Here is an 18,321-nt window from a genome sequence, read left to right as displayed (position 1 = left end):
CCTTTTAAAATTTAAAAAGGATAAAAATATGAAAAAACTTTCACTAATTGTATTAGTTATAATAGGAGTTATTTTTTTACAAGGTTGCACAACTAAATCAAGTACAAAAGTTCCAAAAGATGGCATTATGACAAAGGATGAAGTAACTTTTCCAAAAGAAAGTAAAAGTATTTACAATAAACCATTAGAGGTAAATTTAGAAAACCTTAGAAAGATAGAAGTTGATATGAGTAAAGATGAGATAAGAAAACTCATAGGCACCCCACACTTTGCGGCAGGTCTAGCGTATGTTGTGGAGTGGGATTATCTTTTTAATCTTAAAGAAAAAGCTGGTGATAAAGATCTGATTTGCCAGTATAAAATCGTCTTTGACTTTGACACTTATAAAGTCGCAAGTCTGTTTTGGAAAGATCAAATTTGTGAAGATTTCATAAACAAAAAAGATAAAAAAGAGAGTTTTGAGTTATCGGGGGATTTTTTATTTAACTTCGCAAGTGCAAATTTAAAACAAGATGGCAAAAAGGAAATAGCAAATTTAGTGAATAAATTTGGTAAAGAAAATATAAAAGAGATTGTGATTGTTGGTCATACAGATCTAATCGGTAGTGAAAAGTCAAACCTAAATTTATCACAAAAAAGAGCTAATGCAGTTAAAAACGAGTTTGTAAAAAACGGCATCGCTAAAGATAAAATCAAAACTTTAGGAGCTGGAGAGAGCGAACCTGTAAAAGAGTGCGACTCAAAACTTTCTAAAAATGAATTAATCCAATGTCTAGCACCAAATAGACGCGTAAATGTAGATATCACAAGCTACTAAGCTAGCCTTAAAGCCTGAAATTTAAATTTTAGGCTTTAAACTTTTAAAATATAACTGATTGATAATTTTATTATTTTAAAGTTTAGATATAAATTTATAGATTTGTAAAATAATTTATACCAAATTTAGAGTTATGCTTTGATTTTTTAAAATAAAATCTATAGTTAAATTTTGCATAATCAAAACCAATTGAGCTTTGTTTGATTTTAAATCTTATATAAATTTTATTATTTAAGAAAATTTAATTGAATTTTTGTATTTTAACACTTAGTTAACAAATATATTATATAATCGTTACGAATTCAAATATAAAGGAGTAAAAATGAGATTTTTATCAGTTATCGTATGCTCAGCATTGCTAGCTACAGCAGGTCTTGCAAGTGCAGAACTTGTAGAAAAAGCAAAAAGTTTTGGGCTAGTTGCATTTCCAAAAGATCCAGCAGATATTTTAAAGCTAGCAGAGGAAAAAGCACCAGATGCTAAAGAATTTCCACTAACTAACGAAAGAGTAGAACTTGGTAAAGTGCTTTACTTTGATCCAAGACTTTCAAGAAGTGGAATCATTAGCTGTAACACCTGTCATAATTTAGGTTATGGTGGAAGTGATAATATTCCAGCCTCAACAGGGCATAAATGGTCACCAAACCCACACCATCTTAATTCACCGACAGTTTTTAACTCAGTATTTAACACAGTTCAGTTTTGGGACGGAAGAGCTGCTCACTTAGCAGAACAAGCAGCAGGACCAGCAACATCTATGGTTGAGATGGCAGCAACTCCAGAACACATAGAAGCAGTTGTAAACTCAATGCCTGAGTATGTTGATATGTTTAAAAAAGCTTATGGTGATGATGTGAAGATTAGCTTTGATTTAGTTACTACAAGTATTGGTATTTTTGAAAGAACACTTAATACTCCATCAAGATTTGATGATTTTATGAATGGTGACTATAAAGCACTAAGTGATGATGAGAAAAAAGGTCTTGATCTATTCTTAGAAAAAGGCTGTGCAACCTGTCATAATGACATAAATTTAGGTGGAAATATGCAGACATTTGCTCTTGCAAATAAATATAAATTTGCAGATATTGGTGACTTTAAAGGTGATGCAAATGGTATGGTTAAAACACCACCTCTTAGAAATGTAAAAATGACTAGACCTTATTTTCACAACGGTGCTATTTGGACAGTTGAAGAAGCTATCAAAGAGATGGGAAGCGTTCAATTAGGCATAGAAATTTCAGATCAAGATGCAAAAAGCATCTCAACATTCTTTGATGCATTAAATGGTAAAATGCCTGAAATAGTATATCCTATCCTTCCTATTTCAACAGATAAAACACCAAAACCAGAGCTTGATTATTAAGCTTTAGATTTCGCTCCTTAAGGGGCGAAATTCCTAATTAAATTTCATTAAATAAGCACTCTTTAAGTAAAAAATAGTATAATTACCCCTTTACAAACCTACAAGCTCCCAAAATTTTCTATAAATTTAGAAATGCTTTTAGGTACTACCAAAATTTTAAAGGATTAGCAGTGAAGTATGCTATTATTAAACACAGCGGAAAGCAGTACAAAGTAAGTGAGGGTGATTACCTAAATTTAGACCGCTTTGAAGCTGAGAAAAAAGATACCGTAGAAGTTAGCGATGTGTTAGCTATAAATGACGGTGAGTTAAAGGTAGGAGCGCCATTTGTTGAGGGTGCTAAAGTTGTCTTAGAAGTTGTAAATTTAGGTAAAGATAAAAAAGTCGTTATCTATAAAAAACGAAGAAGAAAAGACTCAAAACTTAAACGCGGTTTTAGAAGAGAGTATACTCGCGTAAAAGTTACAAGCATAGTTGGATAAGGAGAAGAGATGGCACACAAAAAAGGTCAAGGTTCAACCCAAAATAACCGTGATTCCATAGGAAGAAGGTTGGGTGTTAAGAAATTTGGTGGCGAGTTTGTAAGAGCTGGAAATATCATCATCCGCCAAAGAGGCACAGCAACTCATGCAGGCGAAAATGTAGGTATTGGTAGAGATCATACTCTTTTTGCTCTAAGTGATGGCTTTGTTAAATTTGAAAGATTTGGCAAAGATAGAAAAAAAGTATCTGTTTATCCAGAAGCTTAACTCATATTTTAAGGGGCAAAATTTAGCCCCTTTTTCTCTTTTTACTTTTATAAATTTTTAAGGTTTTATTATGTTTGTTGATAGTGTGAAATTTAGCGTCAAGGCTGGAAAAGGTGGAGCAGGGTGTTCAAGCTTTAGGCGTGAAAAATACATCCAACTAGGCGGTCCAAATGGCGGAGATGGTGGCGATGGTGGTGATGTTTACTTTAAGGTGGATAACAACTCTCATACTTTAAGATTTTATAAAGGTAAAACTAAATTTCAGGCCCAAAATGGTGAACCTGGAATGGGTAAAAATATGACTGGCAAAAATGGCGAAAGACTAACGCTTGTAGTTCCGCCTGGAACTTTAGTGATTGATAGTGATACTAATGAGATTTTGTTTGATTTAGTTGAAGATGGCAAAGAGGTTTTGTTTTTAAAAGGTGGCAAAGGCGGTCTTGGCAATACTCACTTCAAAAACTCTATTAATCAACGCCCAACTTATGCTCAGCCAGGTCTTGAAGGCGAAAAAGCAAATGTCAAACTAGAGTTAAAACTAATCGCCGATGTAGGTCTTGTTGGGTTTCCAAATGTTGGAAAATCAACACTTATTTCAACTTTATCAAACGCTAAACCTGAGATAGCAAACTATGAATTTACAACTCTTACCCCACAACTTGGAATGGTAAATGTGGGAGAATTTGATAGCTTTGTTATGGCTGATATTCCAGGTATTATCGAAGGAGCAAGCGATGGGCGTGGTTTGGGACTTAAATTTTTACGCCATATAGAGCGAACAAAAGTTCTTTTATTTATGATAGATATGACAAATTACCGAGATCTTAAAACTCAGTATGAAGCACTCAGGGTTGAGATAGAAAAATTTAGTCCAAATTTGGCAAAGTCCAAATTTGCCATCGCTCTTACAAAAAGCGATGCTAGCGAAAATAAAGATGAGATTTATGCCAAATTTTTAAAAGATTTTAACTTTGAAAAAGCACAAAATTTAGACGAGCTAGACTCCACAAAACCAATCTTTGTAGATATGATATCAAGTGCAACCAACCAAGGACTTAAAGAGTTAAAATACGATCTTTTTAGAGTTATAAATTTATAAGCTTATTTTGTTATAATCTCTTTTTTAAAAGGAAGTAAATTTGAAAAGAGTTGTTATAAAAGTAGGCTCACATGTTCTTTGTGAAAATAGCACCATAAGTCATAAAAGATTTGAAGCTCTTTGTGGGTTTTTGGCTAAAGTTTTTACTAAATATGAGATTATTTTAGTTAGTTCAGGTGCTATTGCTGTGGCTAGAACCATAGTTGATATTAAAAAAGATAGCATTACAAATCGTCAAGCTTTGGCTGCCATAGGTCAGCCGTATTTAATGGAAATTTACGAAAATTTGATGAAAAATCGCGGCATAAATGTAGCTCAAATTTTGCTAACTGCAAGTGATTTTGACTCAAGAAAAAAGACCCAGTACGCTAAAAATGTCATTGATAAACTTTGTGAACATAAAATTTTACCCATAATAAATGAAAATGACACTATAGGAATTGAAGAGATTTTATTTGGTGATAATGACCGTTTAAGTGCGAGTGTGGCTCACTATTTTGGTGCTGATATGCTTGTGATTTTAAGTGATATTGATGGGTATTATACAGCTGATCCAAGATTTGACAAGAGCGCAACTATTAGAAAAACTGTTTTTAATCTTACAAAAGAAGAGCTTTCACAAAAAGCAGAAGCTGGAAGTGATTTTGGAAGTGGTGGTATTGTTACAAAGCTAAAAGCAGCTGACTTTTTAATGGAAAAGAATTTAGATATGTTTTTAGCAAGCGGGTTTGATTTAACTGTTGCGACAACTTTTTTAATGGATCAAAAGCAAATCGGCGGGACACTATTTAAGGGCAAAAATGAGTAAAAAAGTCATTTTTATGGGCACTCCTGATTATGCCTTAACTATACTTAAAGCTTTGGTAGAAAGCGAGTTTGAAGTTGTAGCTGTTTATACTCAACCAGATAAACCAGTCGGCAGAAAAAAAGTGATAACTCCACCTGTTGTAAAAACTTATGCATTAGAAAAAAATATACCAGTTTTCCAGCCCATAAATTTAAAAGATGATGGCATAAAAGATCAAATTTCAGCTTTCAAGCCTGACTATATCATCGTAGCAGCATATGGTCAAATTTTGCCAAAAAGCATTCTTGATATAACTCATTGTATAAATTTACACGCTTCAATACTTCCTAAATTTAGAGGTGCTAGCCCAATTCAAGAAGCGATTTTACAAGGTGAAAATTTAAGTGGCGTAACGGCTATGAGCATGAGTGAAGGGCTTGATGATGGCGATATGCTAGCGTTTAGTTTTGTTGATATCAAAGATAAATCATCAAATGAAGTTTTTGAAATTTTAGCAGATGTGGCAGCAAATTTAGCGCTTAAAACTTTAAGAAATTTTAATGATATTAACCCTATTGCACAATTTAACGCCTTGAGTTCAAAATGTGGTAAGGTTAAAAAAAGCGATGGATTAGTTAAATTTAGTGATGATATTATAGAAGTTGAACAAAAGCTTAGAGCATACACTCCATGGCCTGGGATATTTTTAGAAGATGGTACTAAAATTTTAAGTGCAAAAAAAGCTCAAATTTCAGGAAATTTAGGTGAAATTTTAGATATAAAAGATGATAGTTTTACTATTGGATTTAGTGGTGGTAGTTTAGAAATTTACGAGATTCAAGAGGCGGCTAAAAAGCCTTTAAAAGCTAAAGAGTATATAAATGGCAAGAGGCTAAAAGTTGGTGATAGAATTTATTGATAGCACAAAATCCACTCAGTTAGATCTTATAGAGGCTATAAAGTGTGGCGTGGTTAGCCCACCGCATGCTATTGTAGCAAAATTTCAAACCGCAGGAGTTGGCAGCAGGGGAAATGAGTGGAAAAGCTTAGAAGAGAATTTACATTTTTCATTTTGCGTAAGCTCTAAGGATTTACCAAATGATATTCCACCAAATTCCATAAGCATATATTTTGCATATATTATGAAGGAGTATTTATCAAATTTAGGTTCCAAAGTTTGGTTAAAATGGCCAAATGATCTTTATATAAATGATAAAAAAATAGGTGGAGTTATAACTACAAAGATAAAGGACATTTATATTTGTGGAATAGGGATAAATTTAGCAAAAAGCCCCATTTTTGCGGATAAACTTGACATTAGTTTAACTCAAAATTCCATTGCTATGGGGTATTTGGAATTATTAAAAAATAAATTCTCATGGAAGCAAATTTTTAGTAAGTTTTTGGTAGAATTTGAAAAGTCACGAAATTTTACCGCTCATGTGGATGATAAAGAGAGTAGTTTAAAAGATGCAGTTCTTTTAAATGATGGTTCAGTAGTGATAAATAACAAAAAGGTATATAGTTTAAGATGAGTGAAGTTATAACAATTGCCAATCAAAAAGGCGGAGTTGGCAAGACAACAACAGCAGTAAATCTCTCCGCATCTTTAGCAGTTGCTGGTAAAAAGGTGCTTATTATCGATATAGACCCACAAGCAAATGCTACAACAGGACTTGGCTTTAATAGAAATGATTACGAGTACAATATCTATCATGTTTTAATTGGTCAAAAAAAGATTTCAGATGTGATTTTAAAAACCGAGATAAAAACCCTTGATATGGTACCTTCAAATATCGGACTTGTTGGAATTGAGCAAGAATTCTCAGAACAAGGTGGAAATTTCAAACTAGTTTTAAAAAATAAAATCAGTGAAGTTTTAAGTAAATATGACTACATAATACTTGATTCACCACCAACTCTTGGAAGTATAACAGTAAATGCACTAACTGCAAGCGATAGTGTTATCATCCCGATACAGTGTGAGTTTTATGCACTCGAAGGACTAGCTTTGATACTAAATACAATCAAAGTTGTAAAAAAAACTACAAATCCAAAACTTGCCATTAAAGGCTTTTTGCCAACAATGTATAGTAGTCAAAATAACCTTTCAAAAGAGACAGTTGATAACCTAAAGCAGCACTTTGAAAACAAACTTTTTAAAAGCAACAACGAGCATGGTTTTGTAGTAGTTCCTAGAAATGTTAAACTAGCAGAAAGTCCAAGCTTTGGTAAACCTGTGATCTTATATGATGCAAAATCAGCTGGATCTGCTGCTTATCAAAGCTTAGCTAATTGTATAATGGAGTAAGTATGGCAAAAAATAAAAAAAGCGCACTTGGTAGGGGTCTTGATGCTATTTTAGGAGATGTAGAAATAGCATATACTAAAGAATTTGAAAGTGGTGCTAATAAAGATATGGTTATTGATATAGAAGTTAGTAAAATAAAGCCAAATCCATACCAACCTCGTCAAAATTTCGATGAAGAAGCACTAAAAGAGCTAAGTCAAAGCATACAAAGACATGGTCTTATCCAGCCAATCATTGTATTTGAAAAAGATGGCGAATATGTATTAATAGCTGGTGAAAGACGCCTTAGAGCAACTAAACTTCTAGGTGATAAAACCATAAAAGCCATAGTTGCTGATATCGAGTCTCAAAATTTAAGAGAGCTAGCTTTGATTGAAAATATTCAGCGTGAAAATTTAAATCCTATCGAACTTGCAAATTCTTATAAAGAGCTAATTGACGAGTATAAAATAACTCAAGATGATCTTTCTGACATCATTAAAAAATCTCGCTCACAAATCACAAATACACTAAGGCTTTTAAATTTAACAAAAGAGACCAAAGAAGCTCTAAATTTAGGTAAAATTTCTCAAGGCCACGCTAAGGTTTTAGTAGGTCTTAAAAGTGATGATGAGATTAAAATTTTAAATACAATAATCGGTCAAAAGCTAACAGTAAGAGATACTGAGAATTTAGTAAAAAGGCTAAAAAATAGTGATAAACCAAAGAAAAAAGAGTTTGCAAGCGAAGAATTTAAAAGTTCTATTAAAAACCTTAAATCATCGCTTGATAGATATGGTAAAGTGTCAATTAAAGATAAAAAAGTATCAATAGAATTTAAGGAAACAAAACAAATTCAAGATTTAATAGATAAAATTAGCTAAATTTAGCTTTTTTTCATTAAAGTTATTGTAGAATAGCACGATTTTGTATGATCAAGGAGAATATATGATTCAGATAGATGTTAGTGCATTTATTTTGACCATAATCGTTTTTATAGCTCTTGTTGGTTACCTAAATAGACGGCTTTACCAACCTTTGCTAGCTTTTATGGATGCAAGAGATGCGGCTATCAAGCGAGATGAGGACGCAGCTAATAAAAATTTAGCTGAAGTAGACTCTGAAGCTAAAGAGATCGAGGATATTCTTACTAAAGCCAGAAACGAAGCAGCAACTGTTAGGCAGGATGGTCTTAGCCAAATAGAAGCAGATGAGGCCGAGGAGATCAAGGCTAAAAAAGATAGCCTAGAAGATGATTTTAGTAAGTATTTACAAGAACTAGAAAAGGAAAAAGTAGAGCTTAAAGAGAGTCTTAAAGCAAGCATTCCAGTTTTTAGATCTAGTATAAAAGAGAAAATGGCAAGGATTTAATATGGGAAAAATTTTATATCTAGCTTTACTTATTGTGCCAACGATTATCCTAGCTTCAGCTGACGGCGGTGAGAAAAATTATGATTTCATCCCAAGAACATTTAACTTTATAGTATTTTTTGGAATTTTGTTTTACCTTCTTAAAGATATTGCAAAAAAAGCTTATGATGATAGGATTGCTAGAATAGCAAAAAGCTTAGAAGATATCGAAATCAAACTAAAAGAGTCAAAAGAGAAAAAAATTCAAGCTCAAAAAGATGTAGAAATTGCTAAAACAAGAGGTGAAAACCTAATTGATGCAGCTAAAAAAGAGATAATAAGTGCAAAAGAGAAGAGTAAAGAAAATATTGCTTATGAGTTTAGTAGTTTAGAAAAAGCTTATGAGAGTAAAAAAGAGTTTGAAAGTAGTAGAGCAACAAAAGAGATTGTGAGTGAGATTTTAAATGAAACTCTTAATGATGAGAGTATCTCTCTTAGCCAAGATGAACTTGTATCTATTATTAATAAGAAGGCTAGCTAATGAGTAAAGTTATTTCAGATAAATACATAGCAGCGATTTTAAGCTCTTTTGATAAAAGTGAACTTGATAAAGCTATATCAAATTTAGAAGTTATCGCTACAGCTTTTAAAGATAATAAATTTAGTGGTATCATAAATTCCCCTTTAGTTGATGATGCTAAAAAAGAGGAGTTGGTTCTATCTTTGGTAAAGGATAGTGATGAGAAATTTCAAAATTTGATCAAAATACTTTCTAAAAACTCAAGACTTGTTTTAATACCTAAAATTTTAAATGGTATTAATTTTAGGATTTCATCTAGTAAAAATGAGTATAGTGGAACTATATACTCAAAAGATAGTATAAGTAGCCAGCAGATTGAAGAGCTTGAAAGCCTGCTATCAAAGAAATTTGACTCTAAAATTTCACTTAATTATAAAAAGTCAGATTACAATGGTGTTAAGATTGATCTAGAAAGTCTTGGTTCGGAGATAAGTTTTTCGCTAGATAGGCTAAAACAAGGCATTAGTGAATATATATTAAAAGCAATATAAGGAGATAGAGTGAAGATTAAAGCTGATGAGATTAGTGCGATTATAAAAGAGCGCATTGAGCAGTTCGATATTGATATCAATATCGAAGAGACAGGTAAAATCATTACAGTTGCAGATGGTGTTGCAAGTGTTTATGGTCTTAAAAATGTAATGTTAAATGAAATGGTTGAGTTTGAAAATGGAACTCAAGGTATGGCACTTAGCTTAGAAGAGGACTCAGTTGGTGTTATTATTCTTGGGTCTATGGAGGGTATTGCAGAAGGCGGTAGTGTTAAAAGATTAGGCAAACTTCTTCAAGTTCCAGTAGGTGATGCTATGATAGGAAGAGTTGTAAATGCTCTTGGTGAACCAATCGATGGCAAAGGAGAGATTGAAGCAAAAGAGTATAGGTTTGTTGAAGAAAAGGCTAAAGGCATTATGGCTAGAAAGTCAGTTCATGAACCACTTCAAACAGGTGTAAAAGCAATTGACGCTCTTGTTCCAATCGGAAGAGGACAAAGAGAGCTTATTATCGGCGATAGACAAACAGGTAAAACAACAATAGCAGTTGATACTATCATTAATCAAAAAGGTCAAGATGTAATTTGTATATATGTTGCTATTGGTCAAAAACAATCAACTGTAGCTCAAACAGTTAAAAGATTAGAAGAGTATGGTGCTATGGACTATACTATAGTAGTTAATGCTGGTGCTAGTGAAGCAGCATCTCTTCAATACCTTGCACCATATTCTGGTTGTACAATGGGTGAGTACTTTAGAGATAATGCAAGACACGCACTTATTATTTATGATGATTTAAGTAAACACGCTGTTGCTTATCGTGAGTTATCACTTATTCTTAGACGCCCACCAGGTCGTGAAGCTTATCCAGGAGATGTTTTTTACTTACACTCAAGACTACTTGAAAGAGCTAGTAAGCTAAGTGATGAACTTGGAGCTGGAAGTTTAACTGCTCTACCTATTATTGAAACCCAAGCAGGAGATGTTTCAGCATATATTCCAACAAACGTTATATCCATTACTGATGGTCAAATTTTCCTTGAGACAGGTCTATTCAACTCAGGTGTTAGACCAGCTATTAACGTAGGTTTATCAGTTAGCCGTGTTGGTGGTTCTGCTCAAATTAAAGCTATCAAAAAGGTTTCTGGAACTTTAAGACTTGATCTTGCACAATACCGTGAGCTTCAAGCATTTGCTCAGTTTGCAAGTGATCTTGATGAGACTACAAGAAAACAGCTAGATCGCGGAACTAGAATGGTTGAAGTTTTAAAACAACCCCCTTATTCGCCTTTAGCGGTTGAGAAACAAACTGTTATAATTTACGCAGGAACAAATGGCTTTTTAGATGATATTCCAGCTTCTGCTATAGGAAAATTTGAAGCTGAGCTTTATCCTTTTATTGAAGCTAGATTCCCAGAAGTTTTTGAAACCATAAGAACTAAAAAAGCTATGGATAAAGATACTGAAGAAACTCTAGCAAAAGCATTAAATGAGTTTAAAGCGACATTTTCTGCAGAGTAAGGCTATAAAATGGCAAATTTAAAAGATATTAAACTTCAGATTAAGAGCGTAAAAAACACTGAAAAAACTACTAAGGCTATGAAACTTGTCTCTAATGTCAAGTTAAAAAGAGCTAAAGAAGCAGCTATTCAGTCAAGTGCTTATGCTATTAAGATAAACGAGGTCTTAAGTGAGATAGCCCACTACGCAGATAGCGTACCGCAAGATGGTGAACTTAGCAAACTATTTAATACCTCAGCTGATGTTAAGATAGTTGATATTTTATTTGTAACTGCTGATAAGGGACTTTGTGGTGGTTTTAATGCTCACACTATAAAAACTGTAAGAAATATGATAAAAGAGTATCAAGACCAAAAGGTTAAAGTAAGACTTAGGGCAGTTGGTAAAAAGGGTATTGAGTATTTTAGATTTCAAGGGGTTGAGATATATAAATCTTACATCGGAGTAAGCTCAGCACCTACATATGAAAAAGCTGAAGATATTATTAAAGAGGCGGTTGATGATTTTAAAAGTGGTAAAACAGATAAGATTATTCTAGTTCATAACGGTTATAAAAATATGATCGTTCAAGAGATAAGAATCAACACAATTGCCCCTATAGAGCCACCAGTAGTTGATAAGAGTAATAAATTTGAAAACTCTTTGATAGAATTTGAACCAGCTGATAATGCAGTTAAGATTTTAGAAGATCTTATGGTTAAATACATTGAGTATAGTATGTATTATGCGTTGATAGATAGTTTAGCGGGTGAACATAGCGCTAGAATGACAGCAATGGATAATGCTACAAATAATGCAAAACAAAGAGTTGCTGAGCTAAATCTTGCCTACAATAAAGCAAGACAAGGTTCTATTACAACTGAGCTTATTGAGATTATCAGTGGTGTTGAAGCGATTAAATAAGGAGAGTAGATGAAAGGTATAATTAGTCAAGTTTTAGGTCCTGTTGTAGATATTGCTTTTAGTGATTATCTGCCACAGATTAATGAAGCTATTGAGGTTAACTTTGAAGTTGAGGGTGAACAAAGGAAGCTTATTTTAGAAGTTGCTGCTCAACTTGGAGATAATAAAGTTAGAACTATTGCCATGGATACAAGTGATGGTTTGAGTAGAGGACTAGAAGCAGTTGCTCTAGGAGCACCGATATCAGTTCCAGTTGGTCCAGAGGTTCTTGGAAGAATTTTCAATGTTGTTGGTGATGTTATTGATGATGGTGAAGAGGTTAATGCTCAAGAAAAATGGTCGATCCATAGAGACCCACCAGCATTTAAAGATCAAGGAACAAAGAGTGAAATTTTCGAAACTGGTATTAAAGTAGTAGATCTTTTAGCTCCGTACGCAAAAGGTGGAAAAGTCGGATTATTTGGTGGTGCCGGTGTTGGTAAAACTGTTATTATTATGGAACTTATCCATAATGTTGCTTATAAGCACAGCGGCTACTCAATCTTTGCTGGTGTTGGTGAAAGAACAAGAGAGGGTAATGACTTATATAATGAGATGAAAGAGAGTGGTGTTTTAGATAAAGTCGCCTTATGCTATGGTCAAATGAATGAGCCACCGGGGGCAAGAAATAGAATCGCTTTCACAGGTCTTACAATGGCTGAATATTTCAGAGATGAGATGGGACTAGATGTTTTGATGTTTATTGATAACATCTTTAGATTCTCACAATCAGGTTCAGAGATGTCAGCTTTGCTTGGTAGAATTCCATCAGCTGTTGGTTATCAGCCAACTTTAGCTAGTGAGATGGGTAAACTTCAAGAAAGAATTACAACGACTAAGAAGGGTTCTATTACATCAGTTCAGGCTGTTTATGTTCCAGCTGATGACCTTACTGACCCTGCTCCAGCAGTTGTTTTTGCTCATCTTGATGCTACAACTGTTCTTAATAGAGCTATTGCTGAAAAGGGAATTTATCCAGCAGTTGATCCACTTGACTCAACTTCAAGGATGCTTGATCCGCAAATTGTAGGAGAAGAGCACTATAAGGTGGCTCGTGGAGTTCAAATGATACTTCAAAAGTATAAAGATCTTCAAGATATCATAGCAATTCTTGGTATGGATGAGCTTAGCGAAGAAGACAAACAAGTTGTTGAAAGAGCTAGAAAGATTGAAAGATATCTATCTCAACCATTCTTTGTTGCTGAGGTTTTCACAGGAAGCCCAGGAAAATATATCTCTCTTGAAGAGACAATCGCAGGATTTAAAGGTATCCTAGATGGTAAATATGATGACCTTCCAGAGAATGCATTTTACATGGTTGGAAATATTGACGAGGTTATAGCTAAGGCTGAAAAGCTTAAAGGATAATCTATGAAAAATAAATTTATACTTGAGATAGTTACCCCAAAAGGTATGATTTTTAGTGGCGATGTCAAAGAAGCTCAATTTCCAGGAAGCGAAGGCGAGCTTGGCATCTTGCCAAATCATGCATCACTTGTAACTTTGCTTGATACAGGACTTATTGAAGTCACTGATTTAAATGGTGATATAGAAAGAGTAGCTATTAACTGGGGATATCTAAAAGTCTCTGAAGAAAAAGTTACCGTTCTTGCTGATGGTGCAGTATATATCGGTGGTAAAAAAGATGGTAAAATAGCACAAGCTATTGAAAAGGCTAAAGAGCTAATAGAGTCTATGGGTAGTGAAAGTACAGCTTATGCTGCAACTATAGCTAGACTTGATAACTTATAAGAGAGTATTTAAGTGGAATTTATAGACATTTTACTAGCTTATATTTCAAGAAGTGCATTTATTACGATATTTGTACTTATTTGGTTATCTGCATATTTTATAGCTACATTTACGATTTTGATTTCAAAGATGATAACGCTAAATTCTTGGCTAAATAGTGAGTCTAAAGCTTTGGACTCACTTCTTTTGGGTGCTAAAGTTACAAACACTCCTACAGTTCTTAAAAAGTGTGCAACAGGCTTTGCATCAAAAGAGAAGTTAAATGTCTGTATAGCAATGGCGGAAAAAAGCTCAACTTCGGGACTTACTTGGCTTTCAATTATAGCATCAACTTCTCCTTTTATAGGACTTTTTGGTACAGTTGTAGCAATACTTGAGACATTTGCAAAGATGGGTGCTGGGGATGCAGGTCTTAGTGTTATCGCTCCAGCTATTAGTGAGGCACTAGTTGCAACAGGTGCTGGAATTTTTGTAGCAATACCAGCTTACACTTTTCACCTTCTTTTAAAGAGAAAATCTTATGAAATAATGAGCGTTATAAATAGATCCGCTGATGTGATACTTTTAAATTCTAGAAATAGTAGTGAGAGATTTGATGTATGATTTTGACGAAAAGCCAGAGTTAAATATAACTCCGCTTGTCGATATTATGCTCGTTTTGTTAGCTATTTTAATGGTCACAACTCCAGCTGTTATATATGAAGAGAATATTCTTTTGCCAATTGGGTCAAAGAAACAAATTTCTACTGAAAAAACAGAGGATTTAGTTGTTAGAGTTACACCAGATAAGATAATTGATATAGCAGGAAGTAAAATGAGTTTTGATGAATTTGGAGATAATCTTATACTTCTTATCTCTAAGTATAATTTACAAGCCCCTGTTTATATTCAAGCTGATAAGACTTTGCTTTATGATGATGTTGTCTTCGTGCTAAAAACTCTTAAAAAAGCTGGTTTTTCTAAGGTATCTTTACAAACTCTTGGATAATCTATGCAAAAAACTATAGATATCCTATCTTTTATAATAAGTTTATCAATATATATAATATCGCTTATTTGTGTTCTCTATCTATCTAACAAAGCTTTTCAAAATTTAGAAAATGTAAGATATACGGATGATATTAACGCAACAAGAGATCAAGTTACAATCGCAGATATTGATGATTTGATTCCTGCTGCACCTGAAGATGCTTTAGAAAAGCCAAGTGAGATTAAAGCTGAAACAGAAGAAGAAGTTGAAGAAGAAAAATTAAAAACTACACACAAAAAACCTGATGAAGCATCAAAACCAAAACAAGAACAACCAAAACCAGAACCTAAAAAAGAAGAACCCGCTCCAAATCAAGACTCTACAGAGCCAATAAAAATTGCCAAAGAAGAACCAAAACTACTTGATCTATTTTCTGATATAAATAGCACCAAGATCAATGAAGCAGCCAAAAGTGAAGAGTCTGTCCAAAGTAGAAAAAAGAGTGATAACGAAACAAAGGTTGCTAAGGAAAAAAGCACAAGTTCTCAAAAATCTGAAAAAAAATCTGAAAAATCTTCAGGTAAAACTATGTCAACAGGAGTTTATAATAAATTTCGTGGAGAAGTCCAAAATATTCTTACAAGAGTTTGGACATCATATAGAGCCATACCAAATCAAGATGCAACGGTTAAGATAACAATTAGTCCAAACGGAAAGCTTAGTTATGAAATAACCCAGTTAGCTTATGACTCAGCGTTTAATCAGAAATTTAGAGATTTTCTATCTAAGCTTGAAGGTATGAACTTTCCAAAGCCTCCAAATGGACAGCCGTTTACTCATACCTATAAGATGGCGGACTTAGCAAAATAAATTTACTAAACAATAGTACAATTCCAAAAATCCAACTAGAGGAGTTAAAGTGAGAAAAATTTTATTTGTTGTTACATTTTGTATAGCACTTTTTGCAAATGATGCTACTACAACAATTGTTAACCAAGGTGTGGCACTGCCTAAAATTTCAGTTGAGGATGGTTCAAATTTAGCCGACTCAAATTTCCAAAATCAGTTTTTTAAACTAATGGCAGGAGATTTAAAAGTTGGTGCTACTTTTGAGGTTGAAAATGCTTATTTTCAAAATGCATTTAATAACCCAGCTCTTAGTGGCGGTTTAGTAGTAAAATATGAACTAACAGGTGATAAAAGTTCGAGTTTAAATTTAAAGGTTAAAGTAGTTGAAAACTCAAATACCTTATATGAAGGCAGTTTTAGCGAAAGTGGTGAGAGATTTCCATTTTTAGCACACAAAGCAGTATCTACTATAGTTAAAAATATAGGATATTCTGATGTTGACTGGATGAATGGTATGATAGTTTACTCAGTTTATACAAGTGCAAGAGATAGCGATATATATGTAGGCGATTACACTTTAACTTACACAAAAAGGCTATTAAGTGATGGCTTAAATGTATTTCCAAAATGGGCAAATGCATCTCAAAGTGCATTTTATTACACATATTATGAAAACAGATCAAACCCAACAATTTATAGATATGATTTAGCAAGTGGTTCTAAAACTAAAATTTATAAAGGTAGTGGTATGCTTGTAGCTTCTGATGTTAGTAGTGATGGTTCAAAACTTCTTATAACGGATGCTCCAGATGAGCAAGCTGATATATTTATATATGATTTAAGAAACGGAAGTAAAAAGCGTATAACAAACTATCCAGGTATTGATGTTAGTGGAAATTTTGTTGATGGCGATAGTAGGGTTGTTTTTGTAAGTGATAGACTTGGATATCCAAATGTTTTTGCTACGGATATAAATGGTGGCTCAGTTGAGCAAATGGTATATCATGGAAGAAATAATAACTCAATTAGTACAAATGGCAACTATATAGTTTATTCTAGTCGTGAGCCAGATAGATCATTTAACCTATATCTTATCTCGACTCAGACTAATTATATAAGACAATTAACAGCTGATGGAAAAAACTTATTTCCAAGATTTTCAAGCGATGGTGGAAGTGTGATGTATATCAAAGACTCAGGATACAAAAGTGCTGTTGGTATAATTAGAGTAAATGAGAACAAAAGTTTTCAGTTTCCATTAAATGTTGGTAGAATTCAATCAATAGATTGGTAATTTTGTGGTAATTATTTAAAATTTATGATATAATTGTGAGTAATCTTATTTTATAAAGGTGGAGATATGAAAAAGTTAGTTTTAACTTCAGTTGCAGTAGTTGCTCTTATGATTGCTGGTTGTAGCAAAAAAGAGCCAGAAGTTGCACAAACTGGTGTGGTGATGACAGATGCAGAAAGACTTGCAGCACTTGCTAATCAAATTCAAGGTCAAGTTCAGAATGTATATTTTGCATTTGATAAATATAATGTAGATGCTCAAGGTAAAGTAGCGGCAAACAATAACGCAGCACTATTTAATCAAGCTGGTGCACAAGCTCTTAAGATTAAAGTTGAGGGTAACTGTGATGAGTGGGGTACAGATGAGTATAACTACGCTCTTGGTTTAAAAAGAGCTAAAGCAGCTAAAGATGCTTTAGTATTTGAAGGCGTTAATCCATCAAGAATTGATGTTGTAAGCTTTGGTGAGAGCAATCCAGTATGTACTGAAAGATCAAAATCTTGCGATGCTCAAAATAGAAGAAGCGAATTTAGAGTTTCATACTAAATATATGAAAAAAATTATCTTTTTGGTAACCCTTCTTGGGGTTACCTTCTCTTTTTCAGAGGAAGTTTCTGTTTTTGGTGCTGGTAATATTGCCTCAACAAATCCTTACGGTTTAACAGAAAATGAGCAAGTTCTTCTTGATAGCAAAAAAAGAATTGACCAAATTATTGCTCAACAAAAATCACAAGAAGAGGACATGATAGGACTAAGAAGCGTGGTTGAAGGTTCTCAAAACCAAGTATCAAAACTTGAAAGTAGAGTTTCAGATCTTGAAATAAGAACAACTGGAAAAGTTAGCAACCTTGCAAATTCAAATACTTCAGTTGCTGGTAAAAGCGATATTGATAGCCTAAAAAGGGATATTAACGAACTTAAAAAGCAAATAGAGACTATAAATCAAAAACTTAATATTCAAAGTAGTGTAAAAAAAAATTCTAGTCCAGTAGCAAAAACAGAAAACAAAGAAAATATATCACAGCCGCAGATTTTAAATAGCTCAGATTCTAAAAAGCCATCTAATAATCAAGTAGCAAATGCTCCTAAAAAAGTTGTTGGCTTTGATGATATGAAGCCAGCTGATATAGAAAAAGAGGCTAAAACTTTATTTGAAGCAAAAAAATATCAAGATGCTAAGATTTATTACGACTATTTAGTTAGTAAGAACTATAAGCCAGCACAAACTCATTTTATGCTTGGACAAATTTCATTTAATCAAAAATCATATGCCAATGCTATAAAAAGTTACCAAAATAGTTTAAAAAATAGTGATAATGCACCTTATGTTCCAGAACTTTTGCTTAATTCAGGAGTTTCTTTGGAAAAATTAGGCGATAAAGCAAATGCTGATAAATTTTATACATATTTAAAAACAAAATACCCAAATAGCTCACAAGCAAAATCACTAAACAGTAAATAGCA

The 18,321-nt window shown here is 33.3% G+C and carries 23 protein-coding genes; all 23 read left to right on the top strand.

Annotated elements, in window-relative coordinates; genetic code table 11:
• Positions 1–28 precede the first annotated feature (28 nt).
• The 23 genes from CCORG_RS07145 to CCORG_RS07035 all read left to right on the top strand — a co-directional run bounded on the left by CCORG_RS07145 (position 29) and on the right by CCORG_RS07035 (position 18,319).
• The gene (locus CCORG_RS07145) at positions 29–817 is read left to right on the top strand and encodes an OmpA family protein (RefSeq protein ID WP_034971419.1); all 789 of its coding nucleotides are present in this window, start codon (positions 29–31) and stop codon (positions 815–817) included.
• 322 nt (positions 818–1,139) lie between these two features.
• A complete protein-coding gene (locus tag CCORG_RS07140) occupies positions 1,140–2,183 on the top strand; it encodes a cytochrome-c peroxidase (RefSeq protein WP_025802844.1) in 1,044 nt (347 codons plus the stop codon).
• 170 nt (positions 2,184–2,353) lie between these two features.
• Positions 2,354–2,665 carry a 50S ribosomal protein L21 gene (rplU, locus tag CCORG_RS07135; RefSeq protein ID WP_025802846.1) on the top strand — a complete coding sequence of 104 codons (312 nt, stop codon included), beginning with the start codon at positions 2,354–2,356 and terminating at the stop codon, positions 2,663–2,665.
• A 9-nt stretch (positions 2,666–2,674) separates the two neighbouring features.
• Positions 2,675–2,932 (top strand): 50S ribosomal protein L27, encoded by a 258-nt coding sequence (gene rpmA / locus CCORG_RS07130; protein WP_025802848.1) that lies wholly within the window; start codon positions 2,675–2,677, stop codon positions 2,930–2,932.
• A 70-nt stretch (positions 2,933–3,002) separates the two neighbouring features.
• Entirely contained in the window at positions 3,003–4,031 is a 1,029-nt protein-coding gene (gene obgE, locus CCORG_RS07125; protein WP_025802851.1) for a GTPase ObgE, read from the top strand.
• 40 nt (positions 4,032–4,071) lie between these two features.
• Complete coding sequence (gene proB, locus CCORG_RS07120; protein ID WP_025802853.1) at positions 4,072–4,839, top strand: glutamate 5-kinase; 768 nt, start codon at positions 4,072–4,074, stop codon at positions 4,837–4,839.
• Positions 4,832–5,737 carry a methionyl-tRNA formyltransferase gene (fmt, locus tag CCORG_RS07115; protein ID WP_025802855.1) on the top strand — a complete coding sequence of 302 codons (906 nt, stop codon included), beginning with the start codon at positions 4,832–4,834 and terminating at the stop codon, positions 5,735–5,737. The genes proB and fmt overlap by 8 nt, the downstream gene beginning before the upstream one ends.
• Positions 5,721–6,353 carry a biotin--[acetyl-CoA-carboxylase] ligase gene (locus CCORG_RS07110; protein ID WP_320153882.1) on the top strand — a complete coding sequence of 211 codons (633 nt, stop codon included), beginning with the start codon at positions 5,721–5,723 and terminating at the stop codon, positions 6,351–6,353. Before fmt ends, CCORG_RS07110 begins: the two co-directional genes overlap by 17 nt.
• A complete protein-coding gene (locus tag CCORG_RS07105; protein ID WP_025802858.1) occupies positions 6,350–7,129 on the top strand; it encodes a ParA family protein in 780 nt (259 codons plus the stop codon). Before CCORG_RS07110 ends, CCORG_RS07105 begins: the two co-directional genes overlap by 4 nt.
• Before the next feature lie 2 nt (positions 7,130–7,131).
• Positions 7,132–7,992 carry a ParB/RepB/Spo0J family partition protein gene (locus tag CCORG_RS07100; protein ID WP_025802860.1) on the top strand — a complete coding sequence of 287 codons (861 nt, stop codon included), beginning with the start codon at positions 7,132–7,134 and terminating at the stop codon, positions 7,990–7,992.
• 64 nt (positions 7,993–8,056) lie between these two features.
• Complete coding sequence (locus CCORG_RS07095) at positions 8,057–8,479, top strand: F0F1 ATP synthase subunit B family protein (RefSeq protein ID WP_025802861.1); 423 nt, start codon at positions 8,057–8,059, stop codon at positions 8,477–8,479.
• A 1-nt stretch (position 8,480) separates the two neighbouring features.
• Positions 8,481–8,999, top strand: coding sequence for a F0F1 ATP synthase subunit B family protein (locus tag CCORG_RS07090; RefSeq protein ID WP_025802862.1), 519 nt, complete (start codon positions 8,481–8,483; stop codon positions 8,997–8,999).
• A complete protein-coding gene (locus CCORG_RS07085) occupies positions 8,999–9,529 on the top strand; it encodes a F0F1 ATP synthase subunit delta (RefSeq protein WP_025802864.1) in 531 nt (176 codons plus the stop codon). Before CCORG_RS07090 ends, CCORG_RS07085 begins: the two co-directional genes overlap by 1 nt.
• 9 nt (positions 9,530–9,538) lie before the next feature.
• Positions 9,539–11,050 (top strand): F0F1 ATP synthase subunit alpha, encoded by a 1,512-nt coding sequence (atpA, locus tag CCORG_RS07080; protein ID WP_025802865.1) that lies wholly within the window; start codon positions 9,539–9,541, stop codon positions 11,048–11,050.
• 9 nt (positions 11,051–11,059) lie between these two features.
• Positions 11,060–11,953, top strand: a complete 894-nt coding sequence (gene atpG, locus CCORG_RS07075) for an ATP synthase F1 subunit gamma (RefSeq protein WP_025802866.1) — start codon at positions 11,060–11,062, stop codon at positions 11,951–11,953.
• A gap of 9 nt (positions 11,954–11,962) precedes the next feature.
• Positions 11,963–13,360: a F0F1 ATP synthase subunit beta gene (gene atpD, locus CCORG_RS07070; protein WP_025802868.1), complete on the top strand. Its 1,398-nt coding sequence runs from the start codon at positions 11,963–11,965 to the stop codon at positions 13,358–13,360.
• A 3-nt stretch (positions 13,361–13,363) separates the two neighbouring features.
• Positions 13,364–13,744 (top strand): ATP synthase F1 subunit epsilon, encoded by a 381-nt coding sequence (atpC, locus tag CCORG_RS07065; protein WP_034971420.1) that lies wholly within the window; start codon positions 13,364–13,366, stop codon positions 13,742–13,744.
• A 12-nt stretch (positions 13,745–13,756) separates the two neighbouring features.
• Complete coding sequence (locus tag CCORG_RS07060) at positions 13,757–14,347, top strand: MotA/TolQ/ExbB proton channel family protein (protein WP_025802869.1); 591 nt, start codon at positions 13,757–13,759, stop codon at positions 14,345–14,347.
• Positions 14,340–14,732 carry a biopolymer transporter ExbD gene (locus CCORG_RS07055; protein ID WP_025802871.1) on the top strand — a complete coding sequence of 131 codons (393 nt, stop codon included), beginning with the start codon at positions 14,340–14,342 and terminating at the stop codon, positions 14,730–14,732. Before CCORG_RS07060 ends, CCORG_RS07055 begins: the two co-directional genes overlap by 8 nt.
• Before the next feature lie 3 nt (positions 14,733–14,735).
• Entirely contained in the window at positions 14,736–15,584 is an 849-nt protein-coding gene (locus CCORG_RS07050) for a TonB C-terminal domain-containing protein (RefSeq protein WP_025802872.1), read from the top strand.
• A 49-nt stretch (positions 15,585–15,633) separates the two neighbouring features.
• The gene (gene tolB / locus CCORG_RS07045; protein WP_025802874.1) at positions 15,634–16,857 is read left to right on the top strand and encodes a Tol-Pal system protein TolB; all 1,224 of its coding nucleotides are present in this window, start codon (positions 15,634–15,636) and stop codon (positions 16,855–16,857) included.
• 66 nt (positions 16,858–16,923) lie between these two features.
• Complete coding sequence (locus tag CCORG_RS07040) at positions 16,924–17,403, top strand: OmpA family protein (protein ID WP_025802876.1); 480 nt, start codon at positions 16,924–16,926, stop codon at positions 17,401–17,403.
• Positions 17,404–17,407: 4 nt separating this feature from the next.
• Complete coding sequence (locus tag CCORG_RS07035) at positions 17,408–18,319, top strand: tetratricopeptide repeat protein (RefSeq protein ID WP_025802877.1); 912 nt, start codon at positions 17,408–17,410, stop codon at positions 18,317–18,319.
• Positions 18,320–18,321 lie beyond the last annotated feature (2 nt).

The sequence above is a fragment of the Campylobacter corcagiensis genome (assembly GCF_013201645.1).
GTDB classification, from domain to species: Bacteria; Campylobacterota; Campylobacteria; order Campylobacterales; family Campylobacteraceae; genus Campylobacter_B; species Campylobacter_B corcagiensis.
Note: the sequence above shows the minus strand (reverse complement) of the source record. Positions and strands in the feature narration are given on the sequence as shown.